This window comes from Streptomyces barringtoniae, assembly GCF_020819595.1.
Lineage (GTDB): Bacteria > Actinomycetota > Actinomycetes > Streptomycetales > Streptomycetaceae > Streptomyces > Streptomyces barringtoniae.
Genome location: NZ_JAJHNP010000010.1, coordinates 194,147 through 208,443 on the forward strand (window position 1 = coordinate 194,147; position 14,297 = coordinate 208,443).

Here is a 14,297-nt window from a genome sequence, read left to right on the forward strand (position 1 = left end):
TGCCGGAACGGAGTGGATCGACGGCATGACGACCCGCGCGGGGTCACGCGGACAGAAGCAGAGACGTGCCCTACGCGGCGGTCGCCGGAAGGGCGTGCCCGGGTGCCCTGGGCCGGCGGCGGCCGGGCGCGTCGGGATCGCGCTGTGGCAGGAAGGCCGTACGCCGGGCGCGGTCGCGGATCGCCGTTCGGACCCGGGTGGGCGGGACGGCGGGCGCGGAGCCGGCGGCGATCAGCGCGCAGGCGGTGAACGCGGCCCCGGCCGCCGCGGTCGCGGCGAGCGCCACGGTCGCGGAGAGATTGCCGGTGTCGAGCAGCACGACCGGCAGCAGCGCGAGCAGCAGCAGCGGGGCGAGCGCACGCGACCGCGTCAGACTGCGGACCACCCGGCTCCACCCCCTCCACGGTCTGAACCATCAACGCCTGCCTGCCCTTTATACAGGTAGACCTGACCAGACACCGGAAGGGCCCCCACATGCCCCGCACGCCCACCTGCGTCCTGAGTGACACGTCCCCCGCGCGGACCGGCGACGGTCACGCCGTGGACCGGTTCGTCGAGATCGGCTCCTTCACCAAGGTGCTCACCGGTACGGCGCTCGTGCGCATGGCCGCCGCGGGCCTGCTCGACCTGGACGACCCGGTCGAGCGCCGGCTGCCCGCCGCCCCGCGCACCGGCATCACGCTGCGGCACCTGGCCGAGCACACCTCCGGGCTGCCGCGCCTCCCGCCCGGCACCGGGCGCCGGGATCCGTACGCCGCGTTCGACGGCGCCGCCCTGCACCGGCTGCTCGGACGGCTCGACCAGGTCGTGGTCCGGCCGCCGGGACAGCAGGAGGAGTACTCCAACCTCGGGTACGCCGTCCTCGGCGCGGCCCTGGCCCGCGCGGCCGGTGCGCCGTACGAGGAACTGCTCGCAGAGCACGTGCTGCGGCCGCTGGACGTCCATGAGGTGAGCGCACGCCCCGACCCGGGCCGGCGGCTGCTGGCTCCGGGGTTCCTCGGCAGGGGCCGCAGGCCCTGGACCATGGACGGGGCGATCCTTCCGGCGGGCGGCCTGTGGGCGACCCCGCGCGCGGTCGCCGACCTGCTCGTCCGGCTGGTGCTGGAGCGCCGGCTGGGCGATCCGGCCCCCTCCTGGCAGACGGCCGGCCCGCTGCTCTGGCACAACGGCGCGACCCGCCACGCCTCCGTCTTCGCCGGGGCCATGGCGGACGGCCGCTGGGTGGTCGTCCACCGGCTGGGCGGCAGCCCGGAGGCGACCGACCGGGCCGGCATCGACATCCTCAGGGGCGCCGGTTCAGGCACCTCCTGACCGGCGATCGGCACGTCCTCGGGCGTCAGGCGGTGGCGGGTTCCGTCTCCAGCGGCTCCAGCAGCCGCTTCGGCTTCAGCAGGGCCCTGCTGACCGGGTCCGCCGGGTCGGGGTCGAGGCCCGGACCCGGCACCATGACCACGTCCGCGACCGGTACGACGACCCCGCAGGCGCGGCACTCGCCGTACGGCCCGAGGTCCGCGCCGCAGTCGGCGTGCCGGAAGTACCGCAGCTGTGTCTCGGTGAAGTGCTCGCGGCCCCACAGCCCGAGGGCGCGCAGGGTGGGCCACAGGGCGATGCCGCGCTCGGTGACGACGTACTCGTCACGCGGCGGCGACTGCTGATACCGGCGCTTTTCGAGGATGCCCTCGGCGGTCAGGGTCTGCAGGCGGGCGGCCAGGACGGCGCGCGGGATGCCGAGGTGGACCAGGAAGTCGTTGTAGCGCCGTACGCCGTAGAGCGCGTCGCGGACGACGAGCAGCGTCCAGCGCTCGCCGACGATCTCGAGTGCGCGGGCGATCGAGCACTCCTGTGTCGCGTAGTCCTTGCCCAGTGCCATGCCCTCCACTGTAGCCACTTTCCGACGTATTGGTTCGGTGACCGAACCTATGGTGTTACGGTGACGGGGTCAGGTCAGTTCAATGACCGAACCTTGGGTTGATCGGTTCACGGACCGATCCGCACCTCACCGCAAGCCCCGGAAGGACAGGACCACGCCATGACCGGGCTCGACTCCACCACCACCCCCGCCGCCACCGCCGCCACATCCGTGCGCGAGGCGCACGTCCGGGACGCCCCCGCGCGTCCCCGGGCCACCCTCGCCCTGACCAGCGCAGCCACCGCGGTGGCACTGATGACGTACACCGCCCCGACGGTCACGCTCCCGGACACGGCGGCCGCCCTGCACACCCCGCTCTCCGGCCAGGCCTGGCTGCTGAACGGCACCCCCCTCGGCCTCGCGGCCCTCCTGCTGGTGGCCGGCAGCCTCGCCGACGACTACGGCCGCCGCCGCATCTTCCTCGGCGGCACCCTGGCCCTCGGCATCACCACCGCCCTCGGGGCCTTCACCACCTCGACCTGGCTGTTCACCCTCGCCCGCATCGCCCAGGGCGCGGCGAGCGCGGCGATCCTGGCGAGCAGCCTCGGCCTGCTGGTGGCCGCCTTCCCCACACCGCGCGGCCGGCTGCACGCGACCGGCGTGTGGGGCGCCTTCGTCAGCGGCGGCATCGCGGTGGGCCCGCTGGTCGCGGGCGCACTGCCGACCTGGCGGGTGACGTACGTCGTCCTGGGCGCCGCCGCCGTCGCCGTGGCCGCGCTGGGCACCCGCACACTCGCCGAGTCCCGCGCCCCACGCGGCGGCCGCCCCGACGTCCTCGGCGCCCTGACCTTCGGCCTCGCCCTGGTCGCCCTGGTGGCGGCCCTGACACTCGGCCGCGACGGCTGGCTCCGCGCCCCGGTGGGACTGCTGCTGGCCGCCGCCGTCCTCCTGATCGCGCTCTTCGCCGCCGTGGAACACCGCACGGGCACGCCGATGATCGACCTCGGCCTGCTGCGCCACGCCCGCTTCCTGGCCTCGGCCGCCGGCGGCCTGTTCACGGGCCTCGCGGTGATCGGCATGTTCAGCTTCCTGCCGGCCCTGCTCCAGCAGACACTCCGGCTGTCCCCGATGGGCACGGCCTGGCTGGTCCTGCTCTGGTCCGGCCTGAGCTTCGCGGTGGCCCTCCAGGTCAAGCACCTGGCCGGACGCATCGCCCCGCGCGCCCAGCTGGCCATCGGCTTCGCCCTGCACACCGTCGCCGTCCTGACCATGCTCGGCGCCCTGGCCTCCGGCTCCTGGACCCGGCTGCTGCCCGGCCTGATCATCGGCGGTGTCGGCAGCGGCCTGCTCAACGGCGCGCTGCCGCTGCTCGCCGTCGAGTCGGTCCCGCGCGAACGCGCCGCGATGGGCTCCGGCGCCCAGCAGACCTTCCGCTACATCGGCTCCTGCGCCGGCGTGGCCCTGACCATCGCCCTCGCCACGTCCACCGGAAACCTGGCCCACGGCGCGAACATCGCCCTGCTGGTGTCGGCGGCGCTGGCGGCGGTGGGCGCGGTGAGCGTGATGGTGCTGCGGGAGCGGGCGTAGCGGCGCTAGCGGGGCCGCATCGACACCAGCTTCCCCCACACCGCCATCCGGTAGCGCGAGGTGAACTCGGGGGTGCAGGTGGTCAGGGTGATGTAGGAGCCCGGCTGGTCGTACCCGTAGGAGGGCCGGACCAGCGAGCGCGGGACCGGCCGGACGACCCCCGAGTCCAGGGCGGAGGTCTGCGGCAGGATCTGGTCGACGTCGTACGTGTACGTCGCCGTCCGCGTCTCCACCTCGATGGCGTCCCCGCGCCGCAGCCGGGGCAGGTACCGGAAGGGCTCGCCGTGCGTGTTCCGGTGCCCGGCGAGCGCGAAGTTGCCCGCCTGCCCCGGCTGTTGGGTGCCCCGGTAATGGCCGACGTACCCCTTGTTGAGGACGTCGGCCTTGCTCACACCTTCGGCGACGGGAACGCGCAGCCCGAGCCGGGGGATGGTGAGCACGGCGTACGCCTGGGACTGCCGGGGCAGGCTGACGGGCACGTACGACCGCTGCGGCGCACGGGACCCGGAGGGATCCGGGGTCGCTACGCGGGCCGTGGGCGAGCCGGAGGCACTGGGCGACGGGGCCGCGCCACCGTCGCCGTACCCCTGCTGCCCCCACTCCCGCTCCAGCGCCTCCACCTGCCGCTCGGCGCCGCGCCGGGCCTCCCGGTTGGTCCACCACAGCTGGTGCACGACCAGCAGCATGAGCAGCACACCGACGGTGACCAGCGCCTCGGCCCCGCCCCACAGCACGCGCCGCCGCCGGGCACGCCGACGCCGATCGCTGTGCCGTACGACCCGCACGCCCGACCAAGCCGGCATCCGCACCCACCTCCAATGGGCCTCCACCGGGGCCGCCCGCAGGGTAGGTGCAACGGGCACAACTGGCCATAGCGGGAAGCGAATCGACCTCTTCGGCAGGCTCCCTCGACGACTTCCTCAACCGGTTTTAGAAAGCACTGCCAGAACCCTCGACAACCCCACCCGGCACCCCCGATGCTTCCTGCTGCCGGAGCCGCAACGGGAAGGGGCGGAGAGAGCGATGATCCGACGCAGAACACTGCTGGCCGCGGCGGGCGGCGCCGCCCTGGGTAGCGCCCTGGCCACGGGCACGGCCCGGGCGGACGCGACGACGACGGTCAACCCGGCCACCACCTACGGGACTTGGGAGGGCTGGGGCACCTCGCTGGCCTGGTGGGCGAACGTCTTCGGGGCGAGGGACGACTTCGCCGACATCTTCTTCACGACGAGGACGACGACGTACAACGGGACTTCACTCCCCGGCCTGGGCCTGAACATAGCCCGCTACAACCTGGGCGCATGCAGCTGGAACAGCGTGGGCGGCGAGTCGATGGCCGCCTCTCCCGACATCCCGTCCTTCAAGCAGATCGAGGGCTACTGGCAGGACTGGACGAACGAGGACCCGACGTCGTCGTCCTGGAAGTGGACTGCGGACGCCAGGCAACGCGCGATGCTGCAGAAGGCGACCCAGCGAGGCGCCGTCAGCGAGCTCTTCGCCAACTCCCCCATGTGGTGGATGTGCCTGAACCACAACCCCTCGGGCGCCTCGGACGGCGGCAACAACCTCCAGTCCTGGAACTACCGCCAGCACGCCTCCCACCTGGCGTCGGTGGCCCTGTACGCGAAACAGAACTGGGGCGTGACCTTCACGACGGTGGAGGCCTTCAACGAACCGTCCTCCTCCTGGTGGACGGCGACGGGCACCCAGGAGGGCTGCCACATGGACTCCACGGTCCAGTCGGCCGTACTCCCCCGCCTCCGCAGCGAGTTGAACAAGCGAGGCCTGACGGCGACGAGGATCTCGGCGTCGGACGAGACGAGCTACGACCTGGCCCGCACCACCTGGAACTCCGTCTCGTCGACGACGAAGGGCTGTGTGGACCGGGTGAACGTCCACGGCTACCAGGGCTCGGGCGGCCGCCGCGACCTGCTCTACACGGACGTGGTGACGACGGCCGGCAAGGCCCTGTGGAACTCGGAGACGGGAGACGGCGACGGCACGGGCCTGACCCTGGCCGGCAACCTCCTCTACGACTTCCGCTGGCTGCACCCGACGGCGTGGGTGTACTGGCAGGTCATGGACCCGAGCACGGGCTGGGCGACGATCGCGTACGACGCGAGCACCCTGCAGCCGGGCGCGGTGCAGACGAAGTACTACGTACTGGCGCAATTCACCCGGCACATCCGTCCGGGAATGACGATCCTGGACACCGGAGCGAGCTACGCGGCGGCGGCCCTGGACAGACAGGCGAAACGCCTGGTCATAGTGGCGGCGAACACCTCCTCCTCGGCCCAGACCCTCACCTTCGACCTGTCCCGCTTCTCCTCGGTGACCGGCGGCCCGGGAGGCCTGGTCCCGCGCTGGAACACGGTGACGACGGGCGGCGGGGACCTCTACGCCCCGCACTCCGACACCCACCTCTCCGGCAGGACCCTGTCGGTCCCGTTCGCGGCCAAGTCGGTGCAGACACTCCAGGTGGACGGAGTGACGGCGTAAGGAGAGCGGAGGGAAGCCAATGAACTGGCCTTACTCCCTCCTTTCACCGCTCGGCAGTACGGTGTCCCCCATGCGCCCCGACACGCCTGCCGAGAACGTCGACCACACCGCCGAAGCGGCACGCCTGGAGCGGACCGCCGGACTGTATCCCGAGGACGCCGAGGCCCTGCTGCTGAGGGCGGCGGCCCACCTGGAACTGTCCGGCGACCGCCCCGCGGCCACCGCGCTCTACGACCGCCTGCTGTCCGCTGACGACGGCCTGGAGAACCCCGCCCTGGTCCGCGCCCTGAAGGCGTCGAACCTCTGGGAGTACGGCCACGAGGCGGAGGCAAGGGCGATCATCGAGGGCCTCCGCACGACGGCCCCCCGGGATCCGGCCCCCTGGCTGATCATCGCGGAGTCCCTGGAGTCGCACGACGAGCTGGAGACGGCGGAGAAGACCTTCACGGAGGGGGCGAGCCTGCTCCTGCCGGAGGGGGACGACACGGAACCCGCACCCGCCACCCACCCCCTCCTCTACGGCCGCCACCGGGTCCGCCGCATGCTGGGCCAGCCCCACGACACCTGGGACACCCTGGCGGACACGCTCCACACGTCCCCCGTGTCCCTGGACGAACTCCACGACCCCAAACGCGTCTGGTCCCTGGGCTCGGAGAACCCGACGGAACTCCAGGCGGAGATCACCCGCCTCCAGGCCGAACTGGGCGCCTACCGAGAGGCCCTCTCCCGCCCCTTCCCGGTCGCGGTCCTCCACTGGCCGGCCCCGGAACTGTCGGAACTCCTGTCGGCCTACCCGACCTTGTCGTCGGAGTACCCGTCCCACGACACCCACCTCGCGACCATAGAGTCGTCGCTGCGCGAACTGTCGTCTTCGGGCACGCCGAACCTGGGCATCGTGACGGGCACGGTCCCGTCGTACGAGGCCTTCGCGGCGTCGGAGGGCTCGTCTCCGGCGGACGCCGCGCTGCTCCCGCAGTACGCGACGACGCTGGCGGCGCGGGGGCGGGCGGTTGCCTGGCCGCCGCAGCGGGGGGCGGGGTGTTGGTGTGGGACGGGGCGCGTCTACGGGGACTGCCACGGCACGACTGCCTGACACACGGCCAAACCGAGACCGCAGGCCGCCACCCTCGCGCGGCGTGCGCCCACTCGGCGTACGCGCGCCCAGCCCCGCCCCGCTGCACAGCCACCCCGGGGCCACCCCACCCGGTCCGCCCGCTTTCCGGGCCGCTCGCTCGCTTCTCCCCCGTGCTGGAGCGGGCCGGGTCAGGGGTGGCCCGCAGGGCCATCGGCGCAGCCGACGCGGAACGCAGCGCAGCGCAGCGCAGCGCAGCGCAGCGGAGTGAAGCGCCCTTGACGCGGCTTGCGAAAGTACGACGCTGATCAAGCGGGCGGCCCCACGGCCGCTGAAGGACGCCGGTGCCCTGATTTCGGTACGCGCCCCCCACCTGTCAGTGGCTGCTGTTAGAACTGATCCATATCGGCGCGCAGGTCGCGTACAGCATGAGGGATCAGGGGGGAGCAGCCGTGGCAGAACCGTTGGGCCGATCGGAGCCGATCGCTGGCGTCTACGAAAAGCTGATCACGCATGACGTACGCGACGAGCTTGAGCGATTCGAGGCGGCTGGCTGGAAAGCCATTGACGCCGAGGTCAGCTCGGAGTCCGCTCCCCATGTCCTGGCTCGCTACATCGGTGAAGCCGTCGGTCAAAGGTTGGCTCAAGTTCCCGCCGAGGATCGCGTCAAATTCGCCAACCGCATTCTCGAGGCAGTGACTGCCACAAACGCTCCGGAATCAAGCAATGCCGATGATGTCAGCTCCCTCATCGAGGGACCGCGCCAACTTCTGACTCTCGCGCGGCAGGAGGCTCCGGGTGCATACGCCTTGCGCCCCTTGACACCTCTATCCGAAACATCGCTCATCACCAACTCACCAGAGGACCTCAGCCTCGGTGCCGAGCTCAGGGCGGAGCTGGCTACTGCAGACCGCATCGATCTGCTGTGCGCATTTGTGAAGTGGTATGGCATCCGCGTCTTGGAGGACTCACTGCGCGCCGCGAGGGAACGGGGAGTGCCGATACGCGTCATAACGACCACCTACATCGGTGCCACCGACCGTCACGCGCTCGACCGTCTAGTCCGGGATTTCGGTGCCACGGTCAAGGTCAACTACGAGACCCGTTCCACTCGACTGCACGCCAAGGCCTGGCTGTTCAGGCGCAAGACGGGCTTCGACACGGCGTATGTCGGGAGCTCCAACCTTTCGAAAGCGGCGCTACTCGACGGTCTGGAGTGGAACGTACGGCTGTCGTCCGTCGCGACACCTGCCGTGCTGAACAAGTTCGAGGCGACCTTCGACGCCTACTGGAACGACACCGCCTTTGAGACGTACGATCCCGAACTCCACGGCGGTCGCCTTGATGAAGCGCTGGCCCGGGCGAGTGGCACCAACGCCAGCACCGACCTGAAGATCAGCCTTTCTGGTCTCGAGGTACGCCCCTTTCCCCACCAGCGGGACATGCTGGAGCGGCTCACTGTCGAGCGGGAGCTCCGTGGACGGCATCGCAACCTTCTGGTCGCGGCAACTGGCACCGGCAAGACGGTGATGGCCGCCCTCGATTACCGCAGTCTTTGCAGCAAGCCAGAGGGTGGTCGACCAAGGCTGCTATTCGTGGCCCACCGCAAGGAGATCCTCAAGCAGTCCCTGCGTACCTACCGGGAGGTACTGGATGACGCTTCCTTCGGAGAGCTGCTGCACGCGGGGCAGGATCCACGCGAGTGGCAGCACGTCTTCGCCAGCGTGCAATCGCTCAACATTCAGCGCCTTGAGCAACTGGCACCGGATCACTTCGACATCATCGTCATCGACGAGTTCCATCACGCCACAGCCGCCATCTACCGGCGCGTCATTGACCACTTCACGCCGAAGGAACTGCTGGGCCTGACGGCCACCCCCGAACGAATGGACGGCCTCAACGTCCAGGACGAGTTCTTCGAGGGCCGGATCGCTGCTGAGATGCGGCTCTGGGAAGCCCTGGAGAACGACCTGCTCTGTCCCTTCCACTATTTCGGCATCCCCGACGGCACGGATCTGACGAACCTTGGCTGGCAGAAGGGTTCATACGCTGACCAGGAGCTCGGCAACCTCTACACGGGGAACCACGCGCGTGCCCGGATCGTGGTGAGGCAGATCCGGGACAAGGTCTCCAACCCAGGCGCCATGCGGGCGCTCGGCTTCTGTGCGACCAAGGCACACGCACACTTCATGGCGGACTTCTTCAGAAAGGCCGGCTTCGACGCTGTGGCGCTGGACAGCGACTCGCCCTCCGAAGTGCGCTCCCAGGCCTTGTCCGGCCTTCGCGATGGAAAGCTCCAAGTGATCTTCTCCGTCGACCTGTTCAACGAGGGTCTCGACATCCCTGACGTCGACACGCTTCTCCTCCTGCGCCCCACCAACAGCGCCACCGTCTTCCTCCAACAGTTGGGTCGGGGGCTGCGACGCACCGAAACGAAGCCCGTACTCACCGTCCTCGACTTCATCGGGCAGCACCGGGCCGAGTTCCGCTTTGAGGAACAGTTCCGAGCCCTGACCAACCTGTCGCGGAACCGACTCCTTGATCACATCGAGCACGACTTCCCCCAGTTGCCGTCCGGCTGCCAGATCATCCTGGAGGGCAAGTCGAAAGACCTCGTCATCGACAACCTCCGGACCCAGCTGGGTGCCACGGTGAAGACCCTGATGAAAGAGGTCAGGGCCTACGGCACGCCCCGCCTCGGCAGTTACCTTCGGGAAAGCCGCCGGGAGATCAAGGAGCTGTACAAGAGCGACAACTCCTGGACGACAGTGCTGCGCCGCGCCGGCCTCATCGACGAACCCGCACCCTCGGGAGAGGCTGCACTACTCAAGCGGGTCCATGCCTTCCTGCACGTAGACGACCCGGAGCGCGCGGAGGCCTACCTCCGGCTCCTCCAGGACGACGCTCCGGCGTACGAGGAGCTCAGCCCCACTGACCAGTCGTACGCCCGCATGCTGTTCTTCAACCTCTGGGACAACGCGGGCGGCTTCACCAGCTATCAGGAAGGCCTGGATTCGCTGCGAGGCCAGCGGGTGTTCCGGGACGAACTACGGCAGGTGATCTCACACGTCATCGAGCAGGCCGACCACGTCCCCATCCCCCTCTCCGCCCCCCTTAGCCATGTCCCACTGAAGGTTCACAGCGCCTACAACCGCTCCGAGATCCTCGCCGCCCTCGGTGTGGCTCGCTTCGACGGCCAGATGCCTCGCTCCTTCGCACAAGGCGTCCAATGGGTCGAGGAACTCAGAACCGACGCACTCCTCGTCACGCTGGAGAAGAACGAGAAGGACTTCTCGCCCACCATCCGGTACAAGGACTACGCGTTGAGTCCGACGCTCTTCCACTGGGAGTCCCAGAATTCAACGGCCGCCAACTCCCCCACCGGCTTGCGCTACCAGCAACACAAGGAACGCGGCAGCCACGTCCTGCTGTTCGTGCGGCGCTACAAGAACACCGACATAGGCAAGTCCCAGCCGTGGATGCTGCTCGGCCCGGCCGCCTACGAGGACCACAACGGCAGCAAGCCGATGGCGATCACATGGCGCCTGAAGCATGAACTACCCGCCGACGTGTGGACGTACTCGGCCATCACGGCGAGCTGACCCACACTGTCGATCAGCGAGCTTCAACGTCGGCCTGGAAGTGGGTCTGGGCCCGCTCCAGCACCTCGTCCGGGTCCCGGCCGTGTGCCCCGAGCCAGTAGAGGAGATCGGTGATCACGTTGATCGCCGCCTCCTCCGCCACTGCCCTGCCCAGTCGACCAAGCTTCGTTCCTGTCGGCAGCTTCGCCACGTCGGCGTACATCCCGAGAACGTTCGCCGCCCGGGCTACGCGAGGGCCTGTCGTATGCCCGTCAGCAGTCTCGAGGCCTGTGCGGAACTCACACCATGTCGCCTTGCGCCCAGGTGCAAGGTCGACGCCCCAACGGTCGGTGATGGCCTCGATGAGAGCCATTCCACGCCCTGCCTCAGCGTCCGCATCTGCGTCCGTCAGCGTGGGGAGGGCTCGGGGGTCGGGGTCCTGGACTTCGATGCGCAAGTGAGTCCCGCTCATGGAGACCGCAAGCGTACTCGGGGTGCCAGGGCCCACATGCTTGATCACGTTGGCGACGAGCTCGCTGACGCACAGTTGGGCGGCTTCGCTGAGTTCCTGCAACCCCCAACGTTCAAGGTGAATTCGCAGGATTCGACGCAGTGCAGCCACTCCTTCCGCCTCAGCCAGAAACGGCAGCTTCCATGTCCTTCGTGGCATACAACCCGTGCAGTCCATGACGTACTTCGCTCCCTCGCTCACGCTGCCGGTGACGCCCTGCGCGTCAAGTAACCTCACAGCTACCAAGTGTGTCGATGAGACTTCCAAAATGGAACTCTCATCTCCTGCGAAGAGGAGCGCGCTGCCATACAAAGCGCCCCGGCGCGCACCACCTTGCAGTCCTCCAGAGGGTCGAGGACGATCTACCGCGTGAACAGGAAGGGCCGGAGGCATGGCAGTTGGACCCACCACACGTAGGCGCCAACTGGGAGCTGACCTGCGTCGGCTCCGAGAGTTGAAAGGGCTAACCCTGGAGGAGGCGGGAGCACGCGTCGGTATCTCCAAGGCGACACTCAGCCGGTACGAGACGAAGGAAGGCACGGTCAAGTGGCCGGCTGTCGACGCTCTCTGCCGCGAGTACGGCGCCACAGACGAGGAACGCCTGGCCCTGGTTGAACTAGCCAAGGGCGCCAAGATCCAGGGCTGGTGGCGTTCACTCGCGGATCCCATCCCTGAGTCCATGAACCTCATGTTGACTCTCGAAGACGAGGTCGTACGCGAGGACCACTACGCCTGCATGTACATCCCCGGCCTACTTCAGACCCGGGAGTATGCCGAAGCCGTACACCGAGCCTCTGAGGTGCAGTGCCCGGAGCGTGAGGTCCAGCACATGGTCGATATCCGTATGAAACGTCAGGAGCTGCTGGATCGCGAAGAGCCACCGCACATCTGGTGTGTGATCGACGAGGCTGCCATCCGTCGCTTGGTCGGCGGCCGAGAGGTCATGCGACAGCAGTTGGATCACCTGCTCGCCCAATCACGACGGCCGCACATCACGGTCCAGGTCCTACCGTTCGCACGAGGCGCGCACGCGGCGGCCGTAGGCAGCTTCGCCGTCCTGCGCGGGCAGACTCGGGAACTTGACGTGGTGTACGTAGACCTCATCAGCGGCGGACTCTTCATGGAGAAGCCGCAGGAACTGGACCGTTATAAGTTGGCGTTCGAGTACCTCAGCGCTCAAGCACTCGACTTCGAGTCGTCAGCGGAACTCATCGAGCGGATCAGCAGGGAGCCTTGATGGCAGCGTCGTCACAACTTCACTGGTTCAAGTCTTCTTACAGTGGTGGCAGTGGGACCGAGTGCGTGGAGTGCGCTTACACGGACGACGGCGCGCTCATACGCGATTCAAAGCGGGGGGAGGGCTCTGTGATCCGGGTGCGACCTGTCACATGGCACGCCTTCATAGGCACGCTTGGCACGAGCAACGAGGCACGATGGCGGGCCGGATGACCCCGCTGCGTCGTTGAGTCCGCTGGATCACAGGTACTGTCGAGTTGGCTTGGGGGTTCGTATGAAGCTGGAACCAGAGCCCAGCGCTGCGGGTGACGTCCAGCATGAACTTGCCGCCCTGGAGAGGAGCGCTACACGCCTGCGCTACTTCCTCCCGGCGGTTCCCACGGGACTGATTCAGACACCCGAGTACATGCGTCACGTCATGACGCAGACCTCAGCCTCGGGAGCAGGGGACGTCGACCGAGTCATAGCGTTGAAGCTGGAACGGCAGGCCATACTCGACCATCCCGAAAAGCAGTTCGAGTTCCTGCTCACCGAGTCAGCGATCCGTTGGCAGTTGTGTGGGGCGGCCGTCATGGCTGGGCAGATCGAGCATGTCCTGTCGCTGTCGCGTCGGCCGAATGTGGATGTCAGGGTGCTTCCACTGTCGGCCCGGGTGTCCGAGGTGCCGTTCAACACCTTCACCGTCTACGACACGACTCTGGCGACGTTGGAAGTCTTCACCGGGCGGGTGGTACTTCGCGAAGTGAAGGACGTTGAGCACTACAGCCGACTCTTCGACGTGTTCGCCGAGCGGGCGTGTGCGGAGGATGCCGCGAGGCAGTTGCTCGATGGCTGGTCGTCTGAGTTCTCCTCCTCAGTGCGTGGGTAGTCAGATCCACAACTCTCGTGGCGTCGGACTGCCTGTCCTCGGTGCCGCGCTGCGCGATCCTTCCGCGCCTGTCTGGCAAGTTCTGGACAGCTATCTCGTGCAGGGATGGAAAGGTGCTGGACGAGGAACGGCTCGGCCAGATGGACATCCCCGGCCATGAGTCCGTGGTGGACATCCCGAGGCGCATGGTCCGGTTCTTCTTGGAGGTACAGCGTGACCACGGTTCCGACGTTTGAGGAACTGTTCCGCGTATGCCGTGAATCGGCGGTCCATCTGGAGATGCGGGACTCCTACATGAAGTCGGACCCGGCGTACATCGACTGGGATGCCGGCACGGCGATCGAACCCGCCGAGAGGTGGGCCGACTGGCTCGCCCTGGTCTCGGAGGCAACGCGCCGAGGAGTGAAGGTCCGCCGCGCCCGGATCGTGTCCGAGCCGGTGAGCAAGTACATCCGCTTCGAACACGAGGTGACCGACGGCCTGAACATCGCCGCAGGCGAGGAAGTGCGCTGGCTGCCGCGCAGGAAGGCCACCGGTATCGCACTGCCCGGCAACGACTTCTGGTTGTTCGACTCGTCCCTGCTGCTCGTGAACCACTTCGATGGCGAGGGCGAGTGGCTGGAACCGTCTCTCAGCACCGACCCCCAGGAGATCAAACTGTGCGCGGGCGCCTTTGAGGCGGTGTGGGGACTGGGCATTCCTCACACTGACTACCAACTCGCCTGAGCGGCACAGATAGAGTCCGACGCAACGCCATGCCGTCCCCTTCTTCCAGCGTCCACGAAGCCCGGCCGGTTCGCCTCCGACCGCGAGCGTGACCTTGTCGATCTCACCGCGCTCGTCAACACGGCGGCTGGGAAGTTGAGTTCGGGTACTGACGTATCGCTCGGGTTCCACCTCGAGCGTCCCTCGTACCTGTCGCTTGCCGTGGTGACCTGTTCTCCGAACCGGTCCAAGCCCGAGCTGACCTGCCCCGTTGGGTGATCAGCGTGTCGGGCGTGCCGTGCGCGACAAGTTGCCGTAGGGCCGCCCGGGGGAAAGCGGGGCCAGGGTGCGTGGAGCGGCACGATTCCTGTGTTGGGTGCCCTGGTGGA

The 14,297-nt window shown here is 68.3% G+C and carries 13 protein-coding genes and 1 pseudogene; 10 read left to right on the top strand and 4 right to left on the bottom strand.

The genetic code is table 11. From position 1 onward, the window contains the following. Window positions 1-70 precede the first annotated feature (70 nt). Entirely contained in the window at window positions 71-385 is a 315-nt protein-coding gene (locus LMU33_RS20115; RefSeq protein WP_228621877.1) for a DUF6412 domain-containing protein, read from the bottom strand. Between the two features lie 89 nt (window positions 386-474). Here LMU33_RS20115 and LMU33_RS20120 point away from each other — a divergent pair, with 89 nt between their 5' ends. Beyond that, complete coding sequence (locus LMU33_RS20120; protein WP_228621878.1) at window positions 475-1,311, top strand: serine hydrolase domain-containing protein; 837 nt, start codon at window positions 475-477, stop codon at window positions 1,309-1,311. Between the two features lie 25 nt (window positions 1,312-1,336). Here LMU33_RS20120 and LMU33_RS20125 read toward each other — a convergent pair whose 3' ends face one another. Next, window positions 1,337-1,870, bottom strand: a complete 534-nt coding sequence (locus tag LMU33_RS20125; RefSeq protein ID WP_249813999.1) for a winged helix-turn-helix transcriptional regulator — start codon at window positions 1,868-1,870, stop codon at window positions 1,337-1,339. Window positions 1,871-2,029: 159 nt separating this feature from the next. On the opposite strand from LMU33_RS20125, the gene LMU33_RS20130 reads away from it, so the two are divergent. Next, window positions 2,030-3,436: an MFS transporter gene (locus LMU33_RS20130; RefSeq protein ID WP_228621879.1), complete on the top strand. Its 1,407-nt coding sequence runs from the start codon at window positions 2,030-2,032 to the stop codon at window positions 3,434-3,436. A gap of 5 nt (window positions 3,437-3,441) precedes the next feature. On the opposite strand, the gene LMU33_RS20135 is transcribed toward LMU33_RS20130, so the two are convergent. Beyond that, entirely contained in the window at window positions 3,442-4,239 is a 798-nt protein-coding gene (locus tag LMU33_RS20135; protein WP_228621880.1) for a class E sortase, read from the bottom strand. A 220-nt stretch (window positions 4,240-4,459) separates the two neighbouring features. Between LMU33_RS20135 and LMU33_RS20140 the strand changes: the two genes are divergently transcribed. The 3 genes from LMU33_RS20140 (at window position 4,460) to LMU33_RS20150 (ending at window position 10,609) form a co-directional block, all read left to right on the top strand. Beyond that, complete coding sequence (locus LMU33_RS20140; RefSeq protein WP_228621881.1) at window positions 4,460-5,935, top strand: glycoside hydrolase; 1,476 nt, start codon at window positions 4,460-4,462, stop codon at window positions 5,933-5,935. A 70-nt stretch (window positions 5,936-6,005) separates the two neighbouring features. Further along, the gene (locus tag LMU33_RS20145; RefSeq protein WP_228621882.1) at window positions 6,006-7,028 is read left to right on the top strand and encodes an SEC-C domain-containing protein; all 1,023 of its coding nucleotides are present in this window, start codon (window positions 6,006-6,008) and stop codon (window positions 7,026-7,028) included. A gap of 407 nt (window positions 7,029-7,435) precedes the next feature. Beyond that, entirely contained in the window at window positions 7,436-10,609 is a 3,174-nt protein-coding gene (locus LMU33_RS20150; RefSeq protein ID WP_228621883.1) for a DEAD/DEAH box helicase, read from the top strand. Window positions 10,610-10,622: 13 nt separating this feature from the next. On the opposite strand, the gene LMU33_RS20155 is transcribed toward LMU33_RS20150, so the two are convergent. Then, a complete protein-coding gene (locus LMU33_RS20155; RefSeq protein WP_228622007.1) occupies window positions 10,623-11,276 on the bottom strand; it encodes an ATP-binding protein in 654 nt (217 codons plus the stop codon). Window positions 11,277-11,490: 214 nt separating this feature from the next. Here LMU33_RS20155 and LMU33_RS20160 point away from each other — a divergent pair, with 214 nt between their 5' ends. The 5 genes and pseudogenes from LMU33_RS20160 to LMU33_RS20185 form a co-directional block, all read left to right on the top strand. After that, window positions 11,491-12,336, top strand: a complete 846-nt coding sequence (locus LMU33_RS20160) for a helix-turn-helix domain-containing protein (protein WP_228621884.1) — start codon at window positions 11,491-11,493, stop codon at window positions 12,334-12,336. Beyond that, entirely contained in the window at window positions 12,336-12,548 is a 213-nt protein-coding gene (locus LMU33_RS20165; RefSeq protein ID WP_228621885.1) for a DUF397 domain-containing protein, read from the top strand. Before LMU33_RS20160 ends, LMU33_RS20165 begins: the two co-directional genes overlap by 1 nt. 61 nt (window positions 12,549-12,609) lie before the next feature. Beyond that, a complete protein-coding gene (locus tag LMU33_RS20170; protein ID WP_228621886.1) occupies window positions 12,610-13,203 on the top strand; it encodes a DUF5753 domain-containing protein in 594 nt (197 codons plus the stop codon). 213 nt (window positions 13,204-13,416) lie between these two features. Next, window positions 13,417-13,929 (top strand): DUF6879 family protein, encoded by a 513-nt coding sequence (locus LMU33_RS20180; protein WP_228621887.1) that lies wholly within the window; start codon window positions 13,417-13,419, stop codon window positions 13,927-13,929. 66 nt (window positions 13,930-13,995) lie between these two features. Further along, window positions 13,996-14,187: pseudogene (locus LMU33_RS20185) on the top strand (hypothetical protein); the annotation flags it as partial. Window positions 14,188-14,297 lie beyond the last annotated feature (110 nt).

Bases quoted from the DNA above. Each gene is read 5' to 3' on its own strand.
- LMU33_RS20120 (WP_228621878.1), top strand. From the start codon at position 475: ATGCCCCGCACGCCCACCTGCGTCCTGAGTGACACGTCCCCCGCGCGG.
- LMU33_RS20125 (WP_249813999.1), bottom strand. From the start codon at position 1,870: ATGGCACTGGGCAAGGACTACGCGACACAGGAGTGCTCGATCGCCCGC.
- LMU33_RS20130 (WP_228621879.1), top strand. From the start codon at position 2,030: ATGACCGGGCTCGACTCCACCACCACCCCCGCCGCCACCGCCGCCACA.
- LMU33_RS20135 (WP_228621880.1), bottom strand. From the start codon at position 4,239: ATGCCGGCTTGGTCGGGCGTGCGGGTCGTACGGCACAGCGATCGGCGT.
- LMU33_RS20140 (WP_228621881.1), top strand. From the start codon at position 4,460: ATGATCCGACGCAGAACACTGCTGGCCGCGGCGGGCGGCGCCGCCCTG.
- LMU33_RS20145 (WP_228621882.1), top strand. From the start codon at position 6,006: ATGCGCCCCGACACGCCTGCCGAGAACGTCGACCACACCGCCGAAGCG.
- LMU33_RS20150 (WP_228621883.1), top strand. From the start codon at position 7,436: ATGAGGGATCAGGGGGGAGCAGCCGTGGCAGAACCGTTGGGCCGATCG.
- LMU33_RS20155 (WP_228622007.1), bottom strand. From the start codon at position 11,276: ATGGACTGCACGGGTTGTATGCCACGAAGGACATGGAAGCTGCCGTTT.
- LMU33_RS20160 (WP_228621884.1), top strand. From the start codon at position 11,491: ATGGCAGTTGGACCCACCACACGTAGGCGCCAACTGGGAGCTGACCTG.
- LMU33_RS20165 (WP_228621885.1), top strand. From the start codon at position 12,336: ATGGCAGCGTCGTCACAACTTCACTGGTTCAAGTCTTCTTACAGTGGT.
- LMU33_RS20170 (WP_228621886.1), top strand. From the start codon at position 12,610: ATGAAGCTGGAACCAGAGCCCAGCGCTGCGGGTGACGTCCAGCATGAA.